The organism is Sphingopyxis sp. SE2 (genome assembly GCF_032227185.1).
In the GTDB taxonomy this organism is placed as follows: Bacteria; Pseudomonadota; Alphaproteobacteria; order Sphingomonadales; family Sphingomonadaceae; genus Sphingopyxis.
This window is the reverse complement of the sequence record NZ_JAPMXW010000001.1, coordinates 2,375,614-2,398,417: the sequence shown is the minus strand read 5'-3', so window position 1 is coordinate 2,398,417 and position 22,804 is coordinate 2,375,614. Positions and strand designations below refer to the sequence as shown.

At 65.4% G+C, this 22,804-nt stretch carries 20 protein-coding genes, 1 tRNA gene, 1 pseudogene and 1 riboswitch; of the genes and pseudogenes, 11 read left to right on the top strand and 11 right to left on the bottom strand.

Translation table 11 applies throughout. The annotated features are described in order from the left end of the window. The first annotated feature begins 167 nt into the window (after positions 1-167). Positions 168-935, top strand: a complete 768-nt coding sequence (locus OVY29_RS11340) for a glutaminyl-peptide cyclotransferase (RefSeq protein ID WP_081932991.1) — start codon at positions 168-170, stop codon at positions 933-935. On the opposite strand, the gene OVY29_RS11335 is transcribed toward OVY29_RS11340, so the two are convergent. From OVY29_RS11335 to OVY29_RS11320, 4 genes are all read right to left on the bottom strand, one after another. Beyond that, on the bottom strand, positions 932-1,603 hold the full coding sequence (locus OVY29_RS11335; RefSeq protein ID WP_037554101.1) for a DJ-1/PfpI family protein: 672 nt from the start codon (positions 1,601-1,603) through the stop codon (positions 932-934). The genes OVY29_RS11340 and OVY29_RS11335 overlap by 4 nt on opposite strands. A 20-nt stretch (positions 1,604-1,623) precedes the next feature. After that, positions 1,624-1,704: riboswitch (ZMP/ZTP riboswitch) on the bottom strand. Between the two features lie 32 nt (positions 1,705-1,736). Next, entirely contained in the window at positions 1,737-1,934 is a 198-nt protein-coding gene (locus OVY29_RS11330) for a hypothetical protein (protein ID WP_052182061.1), read from the bottom strand. A gap of 75 nt (positions 1,935-2,009) precedes the next feature. Then, a complete protein-coding gene (locus tag OVY29_RS11325) occupies positions 2,010-2,339 on the bottom strand; it encodes an entericidin EcnAB (protein ID WP_313911424.1) in 330 nt (109 codons plus the stop codon). A 171-nt stretch (positions 2,340-2,510) separates the two neighbouring features. Next, positions 2,511-2,843, bottom strand: coding sequence for a hypothetical protein (locus OVY29_RS11320; protein WP_037554099.1), 333 nt, complete (start codon positions 2,841-2,843; stop codon positions 2,511-2,513). 233 nt (positions 2,844-3,076) lie between these two features. Here OVY29_RS11320 and OVY29_RS11315 point away from each other — a divergent pair, with 233 nt between their 5' ends. From OVY29_RS11315 to OVY29_RS11295, 5 genes are all read left to right on the top strand, one after another. Next, positions 3,077-4,063 (top strand): ArsR/SmtB family transcription factor, encoded by a 987-nt coding sequence (locus OVY29_RS11315; RefSeq protein WP_037554146.1) that lies wholly within the window; start codon positions 3,077-3,079, stop codon positions 4,061-4,063. Beyond that, a complete protein-coding gene (metF, locus tag OVY29_RS11310; RefSeq protein ID WP_313911423.1) occupies positions 4,060-4,998 on the top strand; it encodes a methylenetetrahydrofolate reductase in 939 nt (312 codons plus the stop codon). The genes OVY29_RS11315 and metF overlap by 4 nt, the downstream gene beginning before the upstream one ends. Further along, the gene (locus OVY29_RS11305; RefSeq protein WP_037554096.1) at positions 4,995-6,044 is read left to right on the top strand and encodes a homocysteine S-methyltransferase family protein; all 1,050 of its coding nucleotides are present in this window, start codon (positions 4,995-4,997) and stop codon (positions 6,042-6,044) included. The genes metF and OVY29_RS11305 overlap by 4 nt, the downstream gene beginning before the upstream one ends. Before the next feature lie 119 nt (positions 6,045-6,163). Continuing rightward, positions 6,164-8,785: a methionine synthase gene (gene metH / locus OVY29_RS11300; RefSeq protein ID WP_200880144.1), complete on the top strand. Its 2,622-nt coding sequence runs from the start codon at positions 6,164-6,166 to the stop codon at positions 8,783-8,785. A gap of 111 nt (positions 8,786-8,896) precedes the next feature. Continuing rightward, a complete protein-coding gene (locus OVY29_RS11295; RefSeq protein ID WP_037554094.1) occupies positions 8,897-9,850 on the top strand; it encodes a hypothetical protein in 954 nt (317 codons plus the stop codon). A gap of 39 nt (positions 9,851-9,889) precedes the next feature. On the opposite strand, the gene OVY29_RS11290 is transcribed toward OVY29_RS11295, so the two are convergent. From OVY29_RS11290 to OVY29_RS11270, 5 genes are all read right to left on the bottom strand, one after another. After that, entirely contained in the window at positions 9,890-10,396 is a 507-nt protein-coding gene (locus tag OVY29_RS11290; protein ID WP_313911422.1) for a YbjN domain-containing protein, read from the bottom strand. 137 nt (positions 10,397-10,533) lie between these two features. Beyond that, positions 10,534-10,869 carry an accessory factor UbiK family protein gene (locus OVY29_RS11285; protein WP_313911421.1) on the bottom strand — a complete coding sequence of 112 codons (336 nt, stop codon included), beginning with the start codon at positions 10,867-10,869 and terminating at the stop codon, positions 10,534-10,536. Between the two features lie 48 nt (positions 10,870-10,917). Then, on the bottom strand, positions 10,918-11,469 hold the full coding sequence (locus OVY29_RS11280) for a TspO/MBR family protein (RefSeq protein WP_313911420.1): 552 nt from the start codon (positions 11,467-11,469) through the stop codon (positions 10,918-10,920). 61 nt (positions 11,470-11,530) lie between these two features. Continuing rightward, positions 11,531-12,271, bottom strand: coding sequence for a TlyA family RNA methyltransferase (locus OVY29_RS11275; RefSeq protein WP_313911419.1), 741 nt, complete (start codon positions 12,269-12,271; stop codon positions 11,531-11,533). Further along, positions 12,271-14,328, bottom strand: a complete 2,058-nt coding sequence (locus OVY29_RS11270; RefSeq protein WP_313911418.1) for a thioredoxin family protein — start codon at positions 14,326-14,328, stop codon at positions 12,271-12,273. The genes OVY29_RS11275 and OVY29_RS11270 overlap by 1 nt, the downstream gene beginning before the upstream one ends. Positions 14,329-14,428: 100 nt before the next feature. On the opposite strand from OVY29_RS11270, the gene OVY29_RS11265 reads away from it, so the two are divergent. Both OVY29_RS11265 and proC read left to right on the top strand, forming a co-directional pair. After that, a complete protein-coding gene (locus tag OVY29_RS11265; RefSeq protein ID WP_313911417.1) occupies positions 14,429-16,093 on the top strand; it encodes an alkaline phosphatase family protein in 1,665 nt (554 codons plus the stop codon). Between the two features lie 19 nt (positions 16,094-16,112). Continuing rightward, positions 16,113-16,943 (top strand): pyrroline-5-carboxylate reductase, encoded by an 831-nt coding sequence (gene proC / locus OVY29_RS11260; protein WP_313911416.1) that lies wholly within the window; start codon positions 16,113-16,115, stop codon positions 16,941-16,943. Positions 16,944-17,479: 536 nt separating this feature from the next. Here proC and OVY29_RS11255 read toward each other — a convergent pair. Next, the gene (locus OVY29_RS11255; protein ID WP_037554088.1) at positions 17,480-17,992 is read right to left on the bottom strand and encodes a MarR family winged helix-turn-helix transcriptional regulator; all 513 of its coding nucleotides are present in this window, start codon (positions 17,990-17,992) and stop codon (positions 17,480-17,482) included. Between the two features lie 78 nt (positions 17,993-18,070). On the opposite strand from OVY29_RS11255, the gene OVY29_RS11250 reads away from it, so the two are divergent. Both OVY29_RS11250 and OVY29_RS11245 read left to right on the top strand, forming a co-directional pair. Continuing rightward, positions 18,071-19,156 (top strand): branched-chain amino acid aminotransferase, encoded by a 1,086-nt coding sequence (locus OVY29_RS11250; protein ID WP_037554087.1) that lies wholly within the window; start codon positions 18,071-18,073, stop codon positions 19,154-19,156. A 58-nt stretch (positions 19,157-19,214) separates the two neighbouring features. After that, positions 19,215-19,289: transfer RNA gene (locus tag OVY29_RS11245), tRNA-Gln, on the top strand. A gap of 54 nt (positions 19,290-19,343) precedes the next feature. On the opposite strand, the pseudogene OVY29_RS24700 reads toward OVY29_RS11245, so the two are convergent. Next, a pseudogene (locus OVY29_RS24700) lies at positions 19,344-19,439 on the bottom strand (enoyl-CoA hydratase/isomerase family protein); the annotation flags it as partial. Between the two features lie 440 nt (positions 19,440-19,879). On the opposite strand from OVY29_RS24700, the gene OVY29_RS11235 reads away from it, so the two are divergent. After that, positions 19,880-22,624: a TonB-dependent receptor gene (locus OVY29_RS11235; protein WP_313911415.1), complete on the top strand. Its 2,745-nt coding sequence runs from the start codon at positions 19,880-19,882 to the stop codon at positions 22,622-22,624. The last annotated feature ends 180 nt before the right edge of the window (positions 22,625-22,804 follow it).

Genomic DNA, 22,804 nt, shown 5'->3' with positions numbered 1-22,804 from the left:
TCCGTACCGTTCGGCGCTCAGCCAACGAAAAACGGGGCCGGGGGAGCGATCCTCCGGCCCTTTTTCTTTGCGCTTTTCCTGTCTTCGTCACCCAGACGAAGATGGATTAGCGAAATAGGGTAGGCGGGACATTGCCAGTTCAGCCTGAGCGACATAGCTAAGCGGTGATGATGCTTGTCTTTGCCCTCGCCCTGCTCGCGGAACCGCAGGCCGCGGCGTCGCCCGCATTGCCGCCGGTCGAGCGTTGCAGCTACCAAATCGTCGAGACCTTCCCGCACGACATATCCTCCTTCACGCAGGGACTCTTCTGGCACGAAGGGCATCTCTATGAATCCACCGGTCAGTACGGCCAGTCGCGCGTCGCGCGGCTCGACCTCGAGACGGGCAAGGCGCTCGCCCAGACGCAACTTTCCTCGGACCAGTTCGGCGAGGGGATCACGCGCTGGGGCGACCAGATCATCGGTGTCACATGGCGGGGCGGCGTCGGCAACCGCTGGTCGATCGAAGATCTGAAACCTGTCGGCGCCTTCAAATATTCAGGCGAGGGCTGGGGGCTGACGATGGTCGGAGACAGCCTCGTCCTCAGCGATGGCACGCCGGCGCTCCGCTTCTTCGACCCCGCCACGATGGAGGAGAGGAGACGCGTGACCGTTCGTTTCGCCGGCCGGCCGGTCGCGATGCTCAACGAACTCGAAACGATCGACGGGCAGGTGTGGGCGAACGTCTGGATGACCGATTTCATCGTCCGAATCGATCCCGCGACCGGTAATGTCGCCTCGCTCGTCGACCTCACGACGCTCAAGGCCGATGCTGGTGTGACCGGTACCGACAGCGTGCTCAACGGAATTGCGTGGGACGACGAGGGGAAGCGCCTGTTCGTGACGGGCAAGAACTGGCCCAAGCTCTACGAGATCGCACTCGCCGACTGTCGCTAGGCGCGCAGCGCTGCCTCCATCCGCGCCGCCGCCGCATCATAGACGTGTGCCTTCAGCCCGACGGTAACCCCTTCGGGTGCGCGCTCGGGATGACCGCCGGCAAAGGGTGGGGCAGGGTCATATTCGATCGCGAGCTGGATCGCTTGCGCCACGGCATCGCCTTTCAGCCGCGCGATCAGCGTCAGCGCGAAATCGAGCCCCGAGGTCACGCCGCCGCTGGTCACGACTTTGCCGTCCTCGACGACCCGGGCGTTTTCATGGCGCGCTCCGACGAGCGGCAGCAGATGCGTGTAACCCCAGTGCGTCGTCGCGCGCTTGCCCGCGAGCAATCCGGCACGGCCGAGCAGGAAGGCGCCGGTGCACACGCTCGTCACCCACGCGGCGCCCGCCGCCTGCCGCGCGATGAAGTCGATCGTCGCCGCATCGTTCAGCGCCTCGGTCACGCCGTGCCCGCCGGGAATGCAGAGGATGTCGGCTTGCGGCGCGCCCGCAAAATCATGCGTGGGCAGGATAGCGAAACCGCTGTCGGTCGCGATGGGGTCGAGCCGTGCCGCCGCCGCCGCCAGCACCGCGCCGGGCATCCGGGACAGCGCCTGCGCGGGCGCGGTGAAGTCAAGCTGGGTGATGCCCGGAAAGAGCAGGAAGACGATGGTGGTCGTGTCGGTCATGCGGATGGTCCTTCGCTGGCGTGGATCACCCAGGCGCGCGGCTCGCATCGGTCCCGCTCCCCGATGGAACTCCATCTTCAGCGCCAGTCGCGGGACGGCATCAGCCTAACCCTCGCCGCGCGGCGAGGAAAGATTATTCGGCGGCGTCCTTTGCCGGCGCGCCTGCTGGCGGCCCGCTGTCGCGGCTTTCGAGCATCTCGGCGGCATCGTCGAGCGCCTTGGCTTCGCTGACGGTCACGCCGCCGGGGCCCGGCTCGTTGTCGGTGCGGCTGCATCCCGTCACGAGCAGGCCGAGCAGGGCGGCGGCGGCGGGCACGAGGTTTCGCATCATTCGTTTTCCACAAAAAAAGGGCTCCACCCGTCCGGATGGAGCCCCTCCTTAGCAGCCCAAGGGCGTGCCGACGACTTATTGCTTGTCGTTGGCTTCGGCCTTCTTGGTTTCCTCGGCGATCTTGTCGCCGGCCTTGTCGGCGGCCTCGCCGGCGGCGTTCACCGTGCCTTCGACGGCATTGCCGGCGTTGTGGGCGGCGCCTTCGACGGCGGCGCCGGCATCGGCGGCGGCATCGGCGGTCGCGTCGGCGGCGTCGGCGGCGCCTTCGGCCATTGCGTCGCCGGCGGCGGCGGCATCGTCAGCCATGGAATCGGCGGTTTCACCGGCGGCGTCCTGCGTCTTTTCCGAGCAGGCGGCGAGGCTGAAGGCCGCGGCGGCCATCGAGGCGATGATGATCTTGCGCATGGGTATTCCTTTCGAATGCAATGACCGGGTGGCCGGCCATGGGAAGAGAGTTAACCGGCGATCAGGGGCTTGGCAACCGCGCTGCGACGCCTGTCCCGAAAAGGAAAGGGGCCGCCGGCAAGCCGTCGACCCCTTCCTGTTTCTTCGGCCCCGAAGAGGCCGGAAAGAAGCTTACTTCTTGGCTTCTTCCATCGCGCCCTTGGCGGCGTCGGCGGCTTCTTGGGCAGCGCCGGCAGCTTCGGCCGCCTTGTCGGTGGCGGTGGCGGCGTCGCCGGCAGCGGCGGCATCGCCAGCAGCGTCGGCGGCGGCACCGGCTTCGCCAGCGGCGGCGGCGGTCGCGTCGGCAGCGCCTTCGGCAGCTTCCATCGCGCCGTCAGCAGCGCCTTCGACGGTCGCGGCTGCGTCTTCGGTCGTGGCGGCCGTGTCGTCGGCAGCCTTTTCGGCGCAAGCAGCGAGGCCCATCGAAGCGGCGAGGACGAGCGACAGAGTGATCGATTTCTTCATGTGGGAATACCCCTCTCAAATTTGGACTGATCGACCGGCACAGGAACTGATCGATCCCGAACATTGCCAATCGCGCGCAGAATTACCCACTCGCCAAATGGCGTGCAACCGTCCTTTTGGCGATTGACCCCGCTGTTGCGTCGCAATGCCGCGACGACCGCGGCGCGCACCGCGGAAAATCGTGGCACGGCGCTTGGTTGACCAGATATAAAGAAAGCTTTATATGTCCTTTGGTGAGTGAGCTTATCGACATTTTCCGCGCTCTCGCGGATCCGACGCGACTGCGAGTCGTCGCGCTGCTGCGCGAGATGGAGCTTGCGATCGGCGAACTCGCGATCGTTCTCGACCAGAGCCAGCCGCGCGTATCGCGCCATGTCCGTATCCTTGTCGAGGCTGGAATCGTCGAGCGGCGGCGCGAGGGAAGCTGGGTTTTCCTGCGCATCGCCGGCGAAGGGCCGGTCGCCGAGATTATCGGTCAGGCGGAGAAATGGCCTTTCTCCGCGCGCGAAACGCGCGTCATCGCGCATGATGCTCGGCGGCTGGCGGCGGTGCGCGACGAGCGTGTCGCGGCGGCCGAACGCTATTTCGCCGAGCATGCCGCCGAATGGGACGCGATCCGATCGCGCCATATCGCCGAGAGCGAAGTCGAAGCCGCAATGCTGGCGATGATGCACAACCGCCGCCTCGGCCATTTGCTCGACATCGGCACCGGCACCGGCCGGATGGCCGAGATTTTCGCACCGACCGCGCGCCGGATCACCGCGCTCGACCGCAGCCCCGAAATGCTGCGCATTGCGCGCACGAAGCTCGAGCGGCAGCCGGTGCCCGTCGATCTGTTGCAGGGCGATTTCCTCGACCTGCCGGTCGCCGACGCCAGCATCGACAGCATCGTCATCCATCAGGCGCTCCATTTCGCGCACGAGCCCGACCGCGTGATCGCCGAGGCGAGCCGCGTGCTGCGCGGCGGCGGTCACCTTCTCGTCGTCGATTTCGCGCCGCACGAGGATGAGGAACTGCGGGCGCTCGCCGCGCATGCCCGCCTCGGATTCTCGGATGCGCAGATCCGCGGCTGGTTCGCCTCGGCGGGCTTGCTGCTCGAAACCACCCAGACGCTCGAAGGCGGGGAGCTGGCCGTGAAGCTGTGGCTCGGCCGCCGTCGCAGCGACGAAGATCAACCCCCCGTCAGCGAAGGCGGGCAAAGTAAAAGGCTTGCGGCATGACGTCGAACTTGAACTCGCTGGCGGAGGCGCGCCGCGCCGCGGCGTCGCCGCTCTTCGCCAATCTCGACGGCGATATCGGCGTCAGCTTCGAATTTTTCCCGCCCAAGACCGAGAAGATGGAAGCGCAGCTGTGGGATACGTTCCGCACGCTCGAGCCGCTGGCGCCCAGCTTCGTATCGGTCACCTATGGTGCGGGCGGATCGACGCGCGAACGCACCCACTCGACCGTCGCGCGCATTGCTGCCGAAAGCCGCGTGCCGCCCGCGGCGCACCTGACCTGCGTGGAGGCCTCGCGCGCCGAGATCGACGAGGTCGCGCAGGCCTATTGGGAAGCGGGCGTGCGCCATATCGTCGCGCTGCGCGGCGACGTCCCGGGTGGCGAGCCCTATCGGGCGCACCCGCAAGGCTATGTCAATGCGATCGAACTGGTCGCGGGGCTGAAGGCGGTCGCGCCCTTCGAGATTTCAGTGGCAGCTTATCCCGAGGTGCATCCCGATGCCGATTGCCCGCAGTCCGACCTCGACAATCTGAAGCGCAAGCTCGACGCCGGCGCAACGCGCGCGATCACGCAGTTCTTTTTCTCGCCCGACAGCTTCCTGCGCTTTCGCGATGCGGCGGCGGCAGCGGGCATCGACGCGCCGATCATTCCCGGCATCCTTCCGGTGTCGAACGTGTCGCAGACGCGGCGCATGGCCGACATGTGCGGCACCGCGATCCCCGCGTGGATGGTGTCGTTGTTCGAGGGGCTCGACGATCATCCCGCCGCGCGCCAGCTCGTCGCGGCGACGATCGCCGCCGAAATGTGCCGCCGCCTCTACGCGGGCGGCGTGCGCGATTTCCACTTCTACACCCTCAACCGCGCCGAGCTCAGCTATGCCATCTGCCATCTGCTGGGGCTGCGGCCGGTTTCGACCGCAAAGGATCAGGCAGCATGAGCAGCGCACGCGAAGCCCTCACCGCGGCGGCAAGGGAGCGCATCCTCCTGACCGACGGCGGCTGGGGCACCCAGATCCAGCTCCGTAAGCTCGACGAAGCCGACTATGCCGGCACGCTCGGTCTGACGCACGATCAGAAGGGCAACAACGACATTCTCGCGCTGACGCGCCCCGACGTCGTCACCGCGATCGGCGAGGCCTATCTGGCGGCGGGGTCGGACATCGTGTCGACCAACACCTTCAGCGCGAACCGGATCAGTCAGGCCGATTATGGTGCCGAGACGCTCGTCGCGGACATCAACATCGAAAGCGCGCGGCTGGGCCGCGAGACGGCAGTGAAATATGAAGCGCTCGACGGCCGCCGCCGCTTCGTCGCGGGCGCGGTCGGGCCGACGAACAAGACGCTGTCGCTGTCGCCCGACGTCAACAACCCGGGCTATCGCGAGATCGACTTCGACGAGCTGAAAGACGTCTATCTCGACCAGGTCGTCGCGCTTGCCGAAGGCGGCGCCGATTTCATCCTGATCGAGACGATCTTCGACACATTGAACGCCAAGGCGGGGATCGCCGCGACGCTCGAAGCCGAAGCCAAGGTCGGACGCGAGCTGCCGCTGATGATTTCGATGACGCTCACCGACCTGTCAGGACGCAACCTGTCGGGACACACGGTCGAGGCTTTCTGGTATGCCGTGCGCCATGCGAAGCCGCTGACGATCGGGCTCAACTGCTCGTTCGGCGCGTCACAGCTCCGCCCGCATGTGAAAGTGCTGTCCGATCTCGCCGACGCGCTCGTGATGGTCTATCCCAACGCCGGGCTTCCCAACGAACTCGGCGAATATGACGAGATGCCTGAAACAACCGCGGAGCTGGTGCGCGAATGGGCCGAGCATGGGCAGGTCAACATTCTGGGCGGCTGTTGCGGGTCGACGCCGGCACATATCGCGGCGATGGCGAAAGCGATCGCGGGTCTCGCGCCGCGACATATTCCCGACGTTCCGGTGCGCACGCGGCTTGCGGGGCTGGAGCCGTTCACGATGGCGGCGTAATTCCCCTCCCGCTTGCGGGAGGGGTTAGGGAAGGGCCTGTTCCTTTCTACCGCCGCCCGAGATTGAACGGACCCTCCCCCGACCCCTCCCGCAAGCGGGAGGGGAGCAAGATGAGCAAGATGACTGAAACCAACGCCTCCTCAACTTTCGTCAATATCGGCGAGCGCACCAACGTCACGGGTTCCGCGGCGTTCAAGAAACTGATCCTCGCCGATGATTATACGGCGGCGGTCGAAGTCGCGCGCCAGCAGGTCGAGAATGGCGCGCAGGTCATCGACGTCAACATGGACGAGGGTCTGCTCGACGCCGAATATGCGATGACGACCTTTTTGAAGCTCATCGCCGCCGAGCCCGACATTGCGCGCATTCCGGTGATGATCGACAGCTCGAAATGGGATGTGATCGAGGCGGGGCTGAAGTGCGTCCCCGGCAAACCGATCGTCAACTCGATCAGCATGAAGGAAGGCGAGGAACAGTTCCTCGATCATGCGAAGAAGTGCATGGCCTATGGCGCCGCGGTCGTCGTGATGGCGTTCGACGAGGTCGGGCAGGCCGACACCAAGGACCGCAAGATCGAGATTTGCGAGCGCGCCTACAAGCTGCTCATGACCATCGGCTTCCCGCCCGAAGATATCATCTTCGACCCCAATATCTTCGCGGTCGCGACGGGGCTCGAAGAGCATGACAATTATGCCGTCGACTTCATCGAGGCGGTGAAGGAAATCCGCGTCCGCTGCCCGCACGCGCATTTCTCGGGCGGGCTGTCGAACCTCTCCTTCGGCTTCCGCGGCAACGAGACGGTGCGCCGCGCGATGCACAGCGTATTCCTTTACTATGCGATCCCCGCCGGGCTCGACATGGCGATCGTCAACGCCGGGCAGCTCGACGTTTATGATACGATCGACCCCGAACTCAGGACCGCATGCGAGGATGTCATCCTCAACCGCAAGGTGGACGGTGAAGAGCTGAGCCCGACCGAGCGGCTGATCGCGCTCGCCGAACGTTACAAGGGAACGAACGCCGCGCAGGAAAAGGCGGCCGAGGAATGGCGCGGCTGGGCGGTCGAAAAGCGGCTCGAACATGCGCTGGTCAAGGGCATCGACGCCTATATCGTCGACGACACCGAGGAAATGCGCCTCGCGATGCCGCGCCCGATCGAGGTGATCGAAGGCCCGCTGATGGACGGGATGAACGTCGTCGGCGACCTGTTCGGATCGGGCAAGATGTTCCTGCCGCAGGTCGTCAAATCGGCGCGCGTGATGAAAAAGGCGGTCGCGCATCTGCTGCCCTTCATCGAGGCTTCGAAGGAACCCGGCGCGAAGGGCAAGGGCAAGGTCGTGATGGCAACCGTCAAGGGCGACGTCCACGACATCGGCAAGAATATCGTCGGCGTCGTGCTCCAGTGCAACGGCTTCGAGATCGTCGACCTCGGCGTGATGGTGCCCTGGTCGAAGATCCTCGATGCGGCGAACGAGAATGACGCCGACATGATCGGCCTTTCGGGCCTCATCACTCCCTCGCTCGACGAGATGGTGACGGTCGCCGAGGAAATGCAGCGCGCAGGCATGACAATGCCGCTGCTGATCGGCGGCGCGACGACATCGAAGGTGCATACCGCGCTGCGCATCGACCCGGCGTACAAGGGCCCGGTGCTCCACGTCCTCGACGCGAGCCGCGCGGTCGGCGTCGCCACCGCGCTGGTCAGCGACACTGGGCGCGACGCCTATGTGCAGGGTTATAAGGACGATTATGAGCATGTCCGCGATGTGCGCGCGGGCAAGGGGCAGAGCGTGTTGCATACGCTCGAAGAGGCGCGTGCCAATTATTACGACGCCTATCTCAGCGACAAGCCGGCGCCGCCGTTGCAGCCCGGGCTGCACCGTTTCGACGACTGGTCGCTCGAAGATCTGCGCGAATGTTTCGACTGGACGCCCTTCTTCCGCGCGTGGGAGCTGCACGGGACCTATCCGTCGATCCTCGACGACGAGGTGGTCGGCGAGACCGCGCGGGCGCTCAAGGCCGACGCCGACGCGATGCTCGACAAGCTGATTGCCGAGAAATGGCTGACCGCGCGCGGCGTCTGCGCCTTCTGGCCGTGCGCACGCGACGGCGACAGCGTCACAATCCACCTCGCCGAAGAGGAACGGCATGTGACGCTCCCCTTCCTGCGCCAGCAGATCAAGAAGAGCCGCGACCGCGCGAACATGTGCCTCGCCGACTTCATCGATCCGGCGGGCGACTGGATGGGCGGCTTCGCGGTCGGCATCCACGGTATCGAGCCGCATTCGGAGCGTTTCCGCGCCGACAAGGACGATTATTCGGACATCCTGCTGAAGGCGCTCGCCGACCGCTTCGCCGAGGCGTTCGCCGAGCGGCTGCACCAGCATGTCCGCACCACGCTGTGGGGCTATGCGCCGGGCGAGCAGCTGACTAACGAAGCGCTGATCAAGGAAGAATATCGGGGCATCCGCCCGGCCCCCGGCTATCCCGCCTGCCCCGATCACAGCCTGAAGCCGATCCTGTTCGACCTGCTCGCCGCGGGCGAGAATGCCGGGTTGGTGCTCACCGAAAGCTTCGCGATGCTGCCCACCGCGGCGGTCAGCGGCTTCTATTTCGGTCACCCCGAAAGCCAGTATTTTGGCGTCGCACGGATCGGCAGCGATCAGCTTGAGGATTATGCGCAGCGGCGCGGCGTCGACATCGAAACCGCGACGCGCTGGCTGCGGCCGAACCTGGATTGATTTCGGCGCGACGGTTAATGGGCGTGTCCGCACTTGTCCGAAAGCGAGACAGGTACGGGGTTAACCAGCTTCACCAACGACTTGCGTCGCTAAAATCGCTATGCGCGGTCCATGTTCAGATCGATCCTTCGCCGGCCGCTGCTGCCGCTGCTCGCCCTGCCGCTGCTTTTCGCGTCCGCGCCGCTGCCGGCGCAGACGGGCGGCGCGCCCTACAGCATCGACGGCCGCGGTTTCGGGCGGCTGCAGGACGCGGTCGATGCGATCGGCGAGGGTGAAGGGACGATCCGTATCGCCCCCGGCTATCACCGCGATTGCGCGGTGCAGACCGCGGGGCGCATCGCCTTCGTCGCCGCCGAGCCGGGCCGGGCGATCTTCGACGGCGTGACCTGCGAAGGCAAGGCAGCGCTCGTGCTGCGCGGCGATGGCGCGCGCATCGACGGCATCGTCTTTCAGAATATGCGCGTTCCCGACGGAAATGGCGCGGGCATCCGGCTCGAAACCAGCGATCTCGACATTGTGAACGCGATGTTCCGCGACAGCGAACAGGGCATCCTGACCGCCGACGATCCCGACGCGACGCTGACGATCGACCGTTCGACCTTTTCGCGCCTCGGCCGCTGCGACCGGGGTTTGAGCTGCGCGCACAGCGTCTATACCGGCATCTACGGCCGCGTCGCCGTCACCCGCACGCGCTTTGAAAAAGGCAGCGGCGGCCATTATCTCAAGACACGCGCGGTGCGGGTCGACATCGACGACAACAGCTTCGACGATACTCAGGGGAAGGCGACCAATTATATGATCGACCTGCCCTCGGGTTCGATCGGGCGGATTTCGAACAATCTGTTCGTGCAGGGGCGCGACAAGGAAAATTATTCGGCCTTCATCGCCGTCGCGGCCGAGGAGCGCAAGAATCCGTCGCGTGGGCTCGTCATCGAGGGCAATCGCGCGAGCCTGCCCGCGGGCATCGATCGCCGGTCGGTATTCGTCGCCGACTGGAGCGGCGAGGCGCTGGCGATCGGGGCGAACGAGCTCGGCGCTGGCCTGACGAGGTTCGAGAAAAGGTAAGGGCCCTCCGAACCCGCTGGATGCGAGCGGGGAAGGGGGTTAAGCCTCGCCGCGCGTTTCGATGAGCGAGGCGGCGAGCGCCTCGGCCGGCGTCTTGCCGCCCCACAGCACGAACTGGAACACCGGATAGAAGCGCTCGCATTCGTCGATCGCGCTTTCGATCAGCGTTTCGGTCAGGTCGAGCGACAGCGCCGCATCGGCGCCGACGAGCATGCCGTGGCGGAAGAGAATCGTGCCGCTGTTCGACCACAGCTCGAAATGGCCGAGCCAGAGCTGCTCGTTGATCATCGCGAGCGCCTCGTGCGCCACTGCGCGCTTGTCCTCGACAACGCGAATGTCGGGAAAGGCGAGGAGCTGGATCACCCCGTCGTCGGGCCGCCACACCGCGCGCAGCTCATAGGCCGTCCAGCTGCCCTGCGCGGTCGCGACGATCTCGTCCTCACCGACCATCTCGTGCGGCCAGTCGTGCGCGGCGAAATAGGACGCCAGCATCTCCATGGGCGCCGCGTCCTGGCCGTCATCGTCGTCGTAGATATCGTCACTCATGCGCGTCGCCCTAGCCGTTCTTGCGTGAAGTAGCGAGTCTGCAGGTCTCACCACCAAACCGTCATCTTGGCGAATGCCCGATCTCGACGGTGCAGCCGAACGCGAGGTCGAGACCCCGGCTTTCGCCGGGGTGACGATCATTTCTTGGGGGCGGCCTTCGGTTTCGCCGCGGGCTTGGCAGCGGGTTTCGTTGCGGCCGGCTTTACTGCGGCTTTCGGGGCAGCGGCCGGCTTCGCGACGTCTTCAAGCTTGTCGAGGCGCGCCTTCAGCGCTTCGGCTTCGGCGCGCGCGGTGGCGGCCATCTGTTTCACCGCCTCGAATTCTTCGCGGCTGACGAAATCCATGCGGCCGACGAATTCCTTCGCGCGGTCGCGCATCGCGGCTTCGGCTTCGCGGCCGGCGCCCGCGACGGTCCCGGCAATGCCGTTCACCATCTTGGCGAGGTCGTCGAAAAAGCGGTTTTCGCTCTGCATGTCTGATATTCCTTCGTCGGGGTGGTCCCCCAGTTGTCCCTTGCGCCTTCACCTTATCTGGGTGCTGGCGGCGGCGGGGACAAGGGTTTCGGCGTCGGGATTGCGCTGATCGATCTGGAAATTCAGGATCGCGGCAAAGCTGAGCCAGATCATATAGGGCACGAGCAGCCATGCCGCGGCCTTGCGGATCGGCGCAAAGGCAAAGGCGGTCGCGACCGTCACCATCAGGATGAAGATGATGAGGTAAAGCGCGGTCGTCACCTGATGCTGGCCGAAGAAAAGCGGCGACCAGGCGAAATTGGCGATCAGCTGGACGAAGAAAAGCAGCAACGCGAAACCGCGCCCCTTGGCGCCGCGCGCATGGAGGATCATCGCGAGCGACAGGCCGAGGCAGATATAAAGGATCGGCCATACGGTGCCGAACACCCAGCCCGGCGGTGTGATCAAGGGCAGGTCGAGCGCGGCGAACCAGCGATTGCCGTAACCGCTGTTCGAGAGCAGGCCCATCAGGCTGCCGATCAGCACGATCGCCGGCACGGTGACGAGCGCCCAACGCAGGTAGGACATGCGAAGCTGGCCCTGTGTCGCGATTTCGGTCATGTCCGCAATATCCCCCAAATGCGAATCCGTTGCATTTGTGTCGCGATTGTGCGGCGTAGCGTCAAGCGGCTCGATTCACCGCTGCAATCAGAAATTCGACATTGCCCTCGGGCCCAGTGATCGGGCTTTCAACGAGGTCGGCGACGTCCCAGCCTTCGCTTTGCAGCCAATCTCGCACCTCGGCGCAAACGCGGGCATGCACCTCGGCATCACGCACCACCCCTTTTTTGCCGACTTCGCGACGCTCGGCCTCGAATTGCGGCTTGATCAGCGCGACCATGCGGGCACCGGGTTTCGCGAAGCTCATGGGCACCGGCAGCACCTTCGACAGCGCGATGAAGCTCGCGTCACAAACGATCAGGTCGACGGGTTCGGGGATATGGCCGGCGGTCAGGATGCGCGCGCTCGTTTGTTCGTGGACAATGACGCGCGGGTCCTGCCGGAGTTTCCATGCGAGCTGGTTGGTGCCCGAATCGATTGCATAGACGCGCGCCGCGCCGCGGCTGAGCAACACGTCGGTGAACCCGCCGGTCGACGATCCGACATCGATCGCAACCGCGCCGCTCACGTCCCAGCCCAGATGCCTAAGCGCATGGTCGAGCTTGATCCCGCCACGCGACACCCATGGGTGATCGCGGCCCTTGACGCTGATCTCGGCATCGTCGGCGATCTGCTGTCCCGCCTTGTCGATCTTGCGGTCGCCGACGAAGGCAAGCCCGGCAAGGATCAGTGCCTGCGCGCGCGTCCGGCTTTCGGCCAGCCCACGGTCGACGAGCAACTGGTCGGCGCGCTGCTTCGCCATCAGCCGCCCGCCTTGTCGGTGAGCAGACCCGGGGTCAGGATCTGCGGCAGGATTTCGGGCTTGGCGGTGCCCGGCGCATACCAGAGGTAGAGTGGCACGCTGTTGCGGCCATGCTCGGCGAGCGTGCGCGTGATGACCGGATCGCCATTGGTCCAGTCGCCGACGAGCGTGACGACGCTGGCCTTGTCGAAGGCTTTCTGCACCGCCTCGCGCTCGATCGCGCCGGCTTCGTTCGCCTTGCACGACAGGCACCAGTCGGCGGTGAAATAGACGAAGACGGGCTTGCCGGTGGCACGCGCCTTGGTGAGCGCATCGGGGGAGAAGGTCGAGCCCGCGCCCTCAATGCTGCGCTCCGCCTCGGCAACCTCGGTCACCGTTCCTGCAAGGCTGACGACGAGGAGCAGGCCCGACGCGATCAACAGCCACGACCGCCGGTCGCCGCGCTGGATCGCGCCGTATTGCGTCAGAAGGACAAGTGCCATCGCGACCGCGAGGCTGGGCCACAGAAGCTGCTCGCCGCTGCCGAGTTGGCGCCACAGCAGCCATGCCAGCGCGAGCGTGGTGAGGCCCATCGGCAGTGCCATCCATTTGCGGAACCGGTCCATCCACGGGCCCGGCTTGGGCAGGCGGCGCCGCAAGGCGGGGACGAAACCGATCGCGAGGAAGGGCAGGGCGAGCCCCAGCCCCAACCCGCCGAAGATCGGCAGCGCCGCCCATGCCGGCAGCACCAAAGTCGCGCCGAGCGCAGCACCGAGCAGCGGCCCGCTGCACGGGGTGGCGACGAAGGCCGCGAGCGCGCCGGTCCAGAAGCCGCCCGCCGCGCCGCCCTTTTCAGCAAGCGCTTGCCCGCCGCCGAACGATGGCAGTTCATAATATCCGAGCAGGTTGAGCGTGATTGCCAGCGCGAGAATCAGCAGCGCGAGCACGCTCACCGGATGCTGCAACTGAAAGGCCCAGCCGACCTGCTCGCCCGCCGCCCGGAGCGCGAGCAACGCGCCGCCGAGAAGCAGCGCGGTGACGACCGCGCCGCCGGTGTAGGCGAGCGCTTCGACCTTGGCGGCCTTCGCATCGCCACCCGACCGCGCAAGGCTGAGCGCCTTGAGGCTGAGGATCGGGAAGACGCAGGGCATCAGGTTGAGGATCAGCCCGCCGAGGATAGCGCCGCCGAGCGCGGTCCAGAACAGCGTCCCGTCGATCGCGCCCGTCGGTCCCGCAATCGCTTCGCCGGCCGCGGGCACCGTGCCGGGTTCGAGCTTGAGCGACAGGCCGCGCCCGCCGCCCAGCTTCAGCAGCGCCGAAACCGGCCCGGCCTTCTCGCCCTTGGCGCGCGTCTCGACGATGATCTGATCGCCATTGCGGCTGAACTTCTGGGGCGCGGCATAATCGACCACATCTTGCGTCTCGACGAACAGGTGTGGTGCGTCGATCTGGGTGCTGGCGGGCAGCGGAATGGCGAAGCGCACCGTCTCGCCGCGCCGTTCCCATGCGCCGTGCCGGTCGAGCGGCTGCGGGAGCAGCGCGCGCCAGCCGTCGAAGCGGGTGCGCGACGCGTCGGGGACCGCTCCGTCGCCCGCCTTCAGCGCGACCGAGATCACCGCCCTTTCGGGCACGCACACCTTGTCGGTGCAGGCCAGCCAGTTGGCGATTCCCGACAGCGTCAGGTCGGCGCCGGGCGCGATGCCTTTGTCGACCTGCACCTCGGCGAGCAGCGCATAGGGATGCTCATAGACATGGTTCATCATGCCGAAGAGGATCAGCGCATCGGGAACGGGATAGCGGAAGGGGGCGATCGTCACCCCCTCGGGCGCGTTCCATTCGACCGACAGGCCGAAGCCCGCGTCGCCGCCATTGACCCAATAGCCGTGCCACGTCTTGTCGGGCGCCATGGTTAGCGCCAGCGTCGTCGTGCCGCCGGGCGCAGGGGTGGCCGATTCGGCAACGAGTTTGGGATGGATATGCGTCGATTGCGCGTGCGCGGGGCTGAACGCGGCGAGCGCCAGCGCCAGCAGCAGCGTACGCGCTATGCGTGTCACAAAAGCCTCACTCAGCAAATTCATGGCCCGTCCGCAGCTGTTGGTCGTTCGAAGGCTTGCCATATAGGCGGCTTTCGTCGAGAGGACAGCCCGCGCTGACACCCCTTGGTTGGAGAAGCAGTCCGTGACGCTGAAATATCTGTCCGCTGCCCTTGCCACCGCGCTTTGTCTCGCCGCGGGAACCGGCCTCGCGCAGGATTCGGCGCCGCCGGTGCAGAAGGTTACGGCCGCGACGCCTGCCCCGAAGCTGGTGGTGATGGTCGCGGTCGACCAGTTCTCGGCCGACCTTTTTGCCGAATATCGCGGCCGCTTCACCGGCGGTCTCGCGCGGCTCGCGTCGGGTGTCGTCTTTCCGTCGGGCTATCAGGCGCATGGCGCGACCGAAACCTGCCCCGGCCATTCGACGATCCTGACCGGCAACCACCCGGCGCACACGGGCATCGTCGCCAATAATTATTTCGACCCGTCGGTCGCGCGCGCGGACAAGCGCGTCTATTGCGCCGAGGACGAGAGTGTCGCCGGCACGACGTCGAAGGGCGGCGAATATGCGCCGTCGGTGAATCATCTGCTCGTCCCGACGCTCGGCGACCTGATGAAGGCGCGCGACCCGAAGGCGCAGGTCGTCTCGGTATCGGGTAAGGACCGCGCGGCGATCATGATGGGCGGACGCCGGGCCGACGAGTTGATGTGGCTCGTGCCCACCGGCCTCACCAGCTATCGCGGCACCACGCTGTCGCCGACCGCGCAGCAGGCGAGCGCCGCGATCGCCGCGGCGATCGGTCAGGCGCGTCCGGCACTGACGCTGCCCGCCGAATGCGCGCCGCACGACATCGCGATCCCGCTCGACAAGGGCGGTTCGGTCGGCACCGGCCGGATGGCGCGCGACGCGGGCGACTTCCGCCGCTTCATGGCGTCGCCCGAAGCGGACGGCGCCGTGCTCGCGACCGCCGCGGCGCTGCGTCAGGTGCGCAAGATGGGCGAGGGGGACAGCACCGACCTCCTGATCGTCGGCCTTTCGGCGACCGATTATGTCGGCCACGGCACGGGTACCGAAGGCAGCGAAATGTGCCTCCAGATGGCGGGGCTCGACCGCGAGCTCGGCGACTTCTTGGCGCGGCTCGATGCGACGGGCATCGACTATGCGGTCGCACTCACCGCCGACCATGGCGGCCACGACCTGCCCGAACGCAACCGCCAGAACGCCTGGCCCGATGCGCAGCGCGTCGACAAGGCGCTCGATCCCGAGGCGATGGGGAAAGCCGTCGCCGAAAAGCTCGGCCTGCCGCAGCCCATTCTTTACGGTGATGGCGGCGACTATTATCTCGCGAAGACGCTGACCGCGGCGCAGCGCAAGGCCGTGCTTGCCGAACTGCTTCCGCGCCTCCGCGCGCATCCGCAGATCGAGGCGGTGGTGACGCGCGAGGAACTCGAAGCGCATCCGATCTCGAAGCGCGCGCCCGATACCTGGACGCTGATGGACAAGCTGCGCGCCTCCTATCATCCGCAGCGGTCGGGCGATTTCATCATCGCGTTGAAGCCCCGCGTCACCCCGATCCCCGAAGCCGGCGTCGGCTATGTCGCGACGCACGGCTCGGTGTGGGATTACGACCGCCGCGTACCGATCCTTTTCTGGCGCAAGGGGCTGGCCGGCTTCGAACAGCCCAATGCGGTGATGACGGTCGATATCATGCCGACGCTGGCCTCGCTGATTGGCTTGACGGTGGATGCAAACAAGATCGACGGCCGCTGCCTCGACCTGATCTCGGGTCCAGAAAGCAGTTGCCGGTAACTAAGAAGAACCAGGGACCATGACGAATAATTTGAAGAATTTTGCCGGCCGGATGCTGCTCGTGGGGTGCGGCAATATGGCGGGCGCGATGCTGGATCGCTGGCTGAAGGCGGGGCTTGATCCCGCTACGGTCGCGATCGTCGATCCGTTCGCGGCGCCGCGCGAGGGGATCGCGCAATTCGCATCGCTCGCCGAATGGCTGGGCGCGGGCGGAGCCGCCGAATGGGTCATGCTCGGCATGAAGCCGCAGCAACTCGGCGAAGTCGCGAACGAGCTTGCCGAGGTCGTGACGGGCGAAACCCATCTGCTGTCGATCCTCGCGGGGGTTTCGCTCTCCGACCTCGCGGCACGTTTTCCCGCCGCGCGGGCGCAGGTCCGCATTCTGCCCAACCTCGCCGCGCGCATCGGCGCCGGGGTCTCGGCGGTCGCGAGCCACGGCAACGCCGACGAGACGACGATCGGCAGCCTTCTCGACCCGCTCGGCACGGTCGTCCCGCTCGCCGACGATTCGACGATGGACCTCGTCACCGCCTTCACCGGCAGCGGCCCGGCGTTCGTTTTTCGCCTGATCGAATCCTACGCAGCCGCCGGAGAGCGCCTCGGCCTGTCGTCCGAAGACGCGTTGAAGCTCGCGACCGCAACCTTCGGCGGCGCGACCGCGCTGCTCGCCGACAGCGGCGAAAAGCCCGGTGCATTGATCGCGCAGGTCGCAAGCAAGGGCGGAACCACGCAGGCGGGGCTTGACGTGCTCGACAGCGACGGCCAGCTCGCTGCGTTGCTGACGGGCGTCTTGCGCGCGGCGCGCGACCGCGGGCGCGAACTGGCGGACATTGCGCGCGGCGAGGGATAGACTCTGTGGCTCCGGCTGACGCTGTGGGCAGCTGCCGTGGCGATCCTCCCTGTCGCGCAGCGATGGGGAGGTGGCAGCGCGAAGCGCTGACGGAGGGGCCGCGAGCGAAGCGAGCGCGCTGCGCGCGTGGCCCCTCCACCCCTCCCCACGGCTCCGCCGCAGGGAGGATCATTATGTCCGTAATCGCTCGAAACCGGACATTCACCACCCTTCCGGATCCAAAATAAGCGAGCCGCGGCGCGGGCCGAAAAGATCGCTTTCCTACATTATCCGGCTGTGCCAGCCTTTGGACCGGCTCTTTGGATCGTTGATTGTCACCCGGCAGCAGGGGTTCCGCGTCGCTTTCTTAAAGCGACAAAGGAGACAGTCGCGGCGCGTTCACGCATATCCTTTGTCGCCTTAGAGCCACAAAGGACACAATCCGGTGCGCGCATGCGGGGCTTTTGTGGCTTTAAGGCCTGACCCGCCGGCGCAGCGTCGCCGCTCGGCGGGCGTCTCGCGGCAATCTCGATCCCTCAATCACCTCAGGACAGATTCTAGCCGGCGTCCTTCCCCAGCTCTGCGATCCGGCGGCGTTCGCGCGCCGGGACGAGCGCTTCGCTCACCTGCCAGAAGCCGGTCACCGCCTGCTGCCCTGCATGGGTATAGGCGCGGCTCATCGTATCGCGCAGCGCCGCGAATATCTCGCGTTCGGCCGCGCGGCCGGCGTCGGTGAGCCGCAGCTCCTTGGCGCGCCGATCACGGTTGCCGGGCCGCGTCGTCAGATAGTCGCGCGCTTCGAGCTCCTTTACCACCCGCCCCAGCGACTGCTTGGTGATGCCGAGCAGCGCGAGCAGATCCGAAATCGTCAGCCCCGGCTGGCGCGCGATGAAATAGAGCGCGCGGTAATGCGCGCGTCCCAGCGCCTTTTCGGCGAGCCGCGCGTCGATTGCGTGCCAGAGCGAAGCATGGGCGAAAAAGAGGAACTCGATGCCGCGACGCACCTCCTCCTCGCGCAAGAAAAGGGCAGAGGCGGCGGGGACTTGTGAAAGAAAATTTTCATCCGGCATAGTCGCTACCGTTGCGCGCCGGGCCGCTCTTTGGCAAGAGGCGCGCTCCTGAAACCAGCCAACCAAAGGTGTTTTCGCATGTCCGCTCCCGTCTTCACCCATCTGCCGCATCCCGATCCGGCGGCGGACGATGTACGGGCGGCGGCGATTGCGGACCCGCTTTTCGGGCGCGTCTTCACCGATCATATGGTGTCGATCCGCTATACCGAGGGGAAGGGTTGGCACGACGCGCAGGTGATGCCGCGCGGGCCGCTAACGCTCGATCCCGCGACCGCAGTGCTCCATTATGCGCAGGAAATCTTCGAGGGGCTGAAAGCCTATCGTCTCGACGACGGGTCGATGGCCTTGTTCCGCGTCGAGGCCAATGCCGCGCGCTTCAACGCGAGCGCGCGCCGCATGGCGATGGCCGAACTCCCCGAGGAATTGTTCATCGCGGCGGTGAAGGAGGCCGTGGCGGCCGACGCCAGATGGTTCCCGCCCGTCGACGGCGGCGCGCTCTATCTCCGCCCCTTCATGTTCGCGAGCGAGGTGTTTCTGGGGGTCAAGCCGGCCTCCGAATATCAGTTCCTCGTCATCACCTCGCCAGTCGGAAATTATTTCAAATCGGGCGCCCCCGCGATCTCGCTCTGGGTGTCGGAGGATTATACCCGCGCCGCGCCCGGCGGTACCGGTGCCGCCAAATGCGGCGGCAATTATGCCTCCAGCCTGGTCGCGCAGCGCGAGGCGATCGCCAAGGGGCACGACCAGGTCGTCTTCCTCGACGCCGCCGAGCATCGCTGGATCGAGGAACTCGGCGGCATGAACATGTTCTTCGTCTTCGACGACGGCAGCATCGTCACGCCGCCGCTGACCGGCACGATCCTTCCCGGCATCACGCGCGACGCGATCATCACGCTGGCGAAGGACGCGGGCCTGACGGTGCGCGAGGAACCCTATGCGATTGACCAGTGGCAGGCCGATGCGGAGAGCGGCAAGCTCACCGAAAGCTTCGCCTGCGGTACCGCCGCGGTGGTCACCCCGGTGGGCAAGGTGACGCGCGGAGAGGCGAGCTTCACGATCGGCGCGGGCGGCCCGGGACAGGTCACCGAAATGCTGAAGAGCAAGCTCGTCGACATCCAGCGCGGCCGCGCCGCCGACCCGCACGGCTGGGTCACGCGGCTCTGATCCGACCCGCCTTGCATTAGGTCGCGACGCGCTATAGAGCGCGCGTCGCACCGGCCGTTGGGGCGTAGCCAAGCGGTAAGGCAGCGGTTTTTGGTACCGCCATGCGCAGGTTCGAATCCTGCCGCCCCAGCCAGCCGGTGAATTGCAGGTCGGGTGGCGCGTCAGTCGTCGATTTCAGGTCCACGCCCGCGCAGAAGGCTCGCCCGGCTCCGCGCAGCACGATCACGCGGCAATCATCGTCGTCGCGCTTTTGCCGGAAATAGGAGGTCAGCGCATCGACCATACGCGGATCGATGGCGTTGAGCCTGTCGGGGCGCTCAAGCGTCAATATATCGAGCGTGCCCGAGCGGTGTATCTGCAACCCTTCATGCTGGCGGACGGATTGCGCGCGTGTCTTGTCGTTCATGCCGCCCCCTGTCCGCAGGGCGAGTCGGCAATTCGCAACGCTCGTTGTGCCGCGTGCAAGGGCGGAGCGTTCATAGAAACGCCGAGCCGATCCGATGATCGCGAGCGTGGCTTTGGGCGATGCGCCTGCCTCGACTCGCTCGCCAAAGCGTTACCCTGAATCATCGCGCAACCGGATTGTCAGATATGATTTATCGCATTATACCGTTATCCAAGCGCCTCGGTCCAATGACGCGCTACAAAGATGGGAAACGGATGATGAGCAAGGCGTCTAAAGCTGTCGTGTCGGTGTCATTGTTGCCACTCGTGGCGGGCCTGATGATTTCCGACGCAGCCGCGTCGGAAGGGCAATCGCGTACTTCCGAACCGATTTCCGGCAATGTGATCGTATCTGCGACCCAAGGAAATACCGATCCGCAGCCCGCCGGATCGGACGCGGAAATCGTGGTGACAGGAACGATTCGTCGGAGCCTTGAGGCGGCGGCCGAGATCAAGCGCGATTCAGTCCAGGTCGTGGATTCGATCGTGGCCGAGGAAATCGGTAAATTCCCCGACCCGACGACCGCCGCGGCGCTGCAGCGCGTGCCGGGCGTGCAGGTGACGGTGGGCGCGAACAACGAGATCACGGGCGTCGTGATCCGCGGGCTGGGCGACATCCTGACCACCCTCGACGGCCGCGAGTTCTTTTCCACCACCGGCAGAACCTTTTCGTTTCAGGACCTTCCCGCCGAAGCCTTGTTGCGGGTCGACGTCATCAAATCCGCGACGGCCGACCTCATCGAGGGCGGGATTGCAGGGAACACCGACCTTCAGTTGAACAAGCCGTTCAAGTTTCGCGACCCGACGATCGTCGTCACCGCCCGCGGGAACTACGCCACCAACGTTGAAAAGCTCAATCCGCAGTTCGGGCTCCTCGCTACCAACCGCTGGGACACCGGCATTGGCGAGATCGGTGCACTGTTGAACGTCTCGTGGAGCCGCACCGACTATAACCGGCCTTATCTCTATGCTCCCGTCCGCCGTTCTACTGCTACGGCGCCGTTCAACTTGCCGGGCTATGCGTCGCAGAACGTCGCGGGCGGGCTCAATGAATATGGCTATTTCGAACGTCCGCAGGCGAATGCGGCGATCCAGTGGCAGGCAACGCCCGAACTCGAAATCTATTTCGACGGACTTTACGCGGGCTATCGCGCGAAGCAGCAGTCGGCCTTTGTCGAGGCCCAGCTGTTCAGCCCGGGCACGACGATCTCGAACCCCGTTACGAACGACAATTGCTTCCGCGCTCGCGTGAACGCAGCCGGATTCAACCCGACGACGGCCCAGATCGAAGCGGGAGAGTTCACGCTGCAAGAGCTTTGCGAGCTCGACAGCGCGACCTATGGCAACGCCACCTCATTCGTCAGCACCCAGGCGCGCGATCAGAAGACCGACAATTACCTCTTCGGCGGCGGTTTCATCTTCGAGAAGGGGCCGGGCCGCGTAAAGTTCGACCTCGCCTATCAGGAATCGACCTTCATCAATGAAGTGGTGATCGTCGATGTCGGCAAGCGGCTGGCGGAAGTCGTGGTCGAAAGCAACGCCGGCATCGGGGCGCAGTATGAGTTCACCGGTAACCCGCTGAACGATCCCTCGGATTTCAGGCTCCGGAACGGACTGAACCAGAATTTCACTCGCGCGGACGGGTCGCTGTTCCAGGTACGAATGGACGCCGAGTTCGAGGTCGGGGGCTTGCTCGACCAGCTCCAGCTGGGCCTCCGCTTCGCCGATCGCGGTGCCACGTCAAATCAGGCGCTAGTCAACCGCGCCGCACCCGGCGGCGATTCGGCTACGCTGCTCAGTTCACTGGATTTGCCGTCCGACTTCCTCATCGAGGTCCCTGGCATTCCGCGGCTGAACGGCGGAGCTCCGCGTTTGTCGCCCAACCCCGATTATCTGCGAACGGCCGAGGGCCGCGATCGGCTGCGCGAGATTTACGGCGTCGCATTGGGCGATCCTGTTTACCAGCCGGAGCGGCGCTTCGACGCAAAGGAACGGACCTTCGCCGGCTATATTCAGGCGAAATATGAAGTCGAGCTTGGCGGACCGCTCGTCCTCGACGGGGTCATCGGCGTGCGGCCGACGCTGACGGACCGGCAGATCGAAGGCGCTGGCGTGGTCAGCGGCGTGGTCACTCCGGTTCGTGCGAAGACGTCGGATATCGATATACTTCCCAATGCCAGCGCGCGTATTCAGTTCGGCGGCGGCCTGCAGGCCAGAGCGACCTATTCGAAAACGATCCGCCGCCCCGATTTCGGCTCGCTCAATCCCGGTTTGAGCTACATTGTGGCGACCAATCCGAACGTTCAGAATTCGGGATCGGCGGGCAATCCGGAACTGCGTCCGCAAAAATCGGAAAGCTTCGACGCGACGCTCGAATATTATTGGAAGAGCGGTTTCGTCGCCGTGGCTGGCTATTATCGCGACATCACCGATCGCGTCATCAGCGCCCCGTCGCTCGAATTCATCGACGGCATCGGATATAATATCACGCGTCCCCGCAACGTCGGCGAAGCGAAGCTCAAGGGCGTCGAAGTCAGCGGTCAGACCTTCTTCGATTTCCTGCCCGGTGCTCTGTCCGGCTTCGGCGTGTCGGGCAACTTCACCTATGCCGATTCCGAAGTCGGCGGCGACGACCGGCTTGCCGGCCTGCCGCTTCAGGGCGTCAGCAAATATAATTTCAACGCTGGCCTGTTCTACGACAAATTCGGTTTGTCGGCGCGTCTCGTCTACACCTATCGGTCGAGCTATTATGACGGCGACACGACCGGGCTCAATCTGGTGCGGCCGATCACGGACGCGGAACTGGCCGCCGGTGTGACCCCGACCAATCTGAACTACGTCCGTCCGGGCGGGCGTCTCGATTTCGGGATCGGCTATGAGCTGAACGAGAATCTGCGGGTCGACGTCGGCGGCACCAATATTCTGGGCAATAAATATCGCAGCTACTTCAACCCGACCGGGTTCAACCGCGATATCCGGTGGGACGACACCATCTACACCGCCGGGATCCGGGCGCGCTTCTAAAGGCGCATGCTCCGAGGGGAACGGTAGTCCTTAAGGCGCTTGCACCATTCGCAACATTTCATTTTCAGTGCGGTGCCGCCGCTCATGAATCGCCAGCCTTCGTCATCCTGGTCCGATCGCCTTCTACGCCACGACAGCGACTGACAGCTTCTCCATCTTCCTGACGGGAAGCTGGCAGTC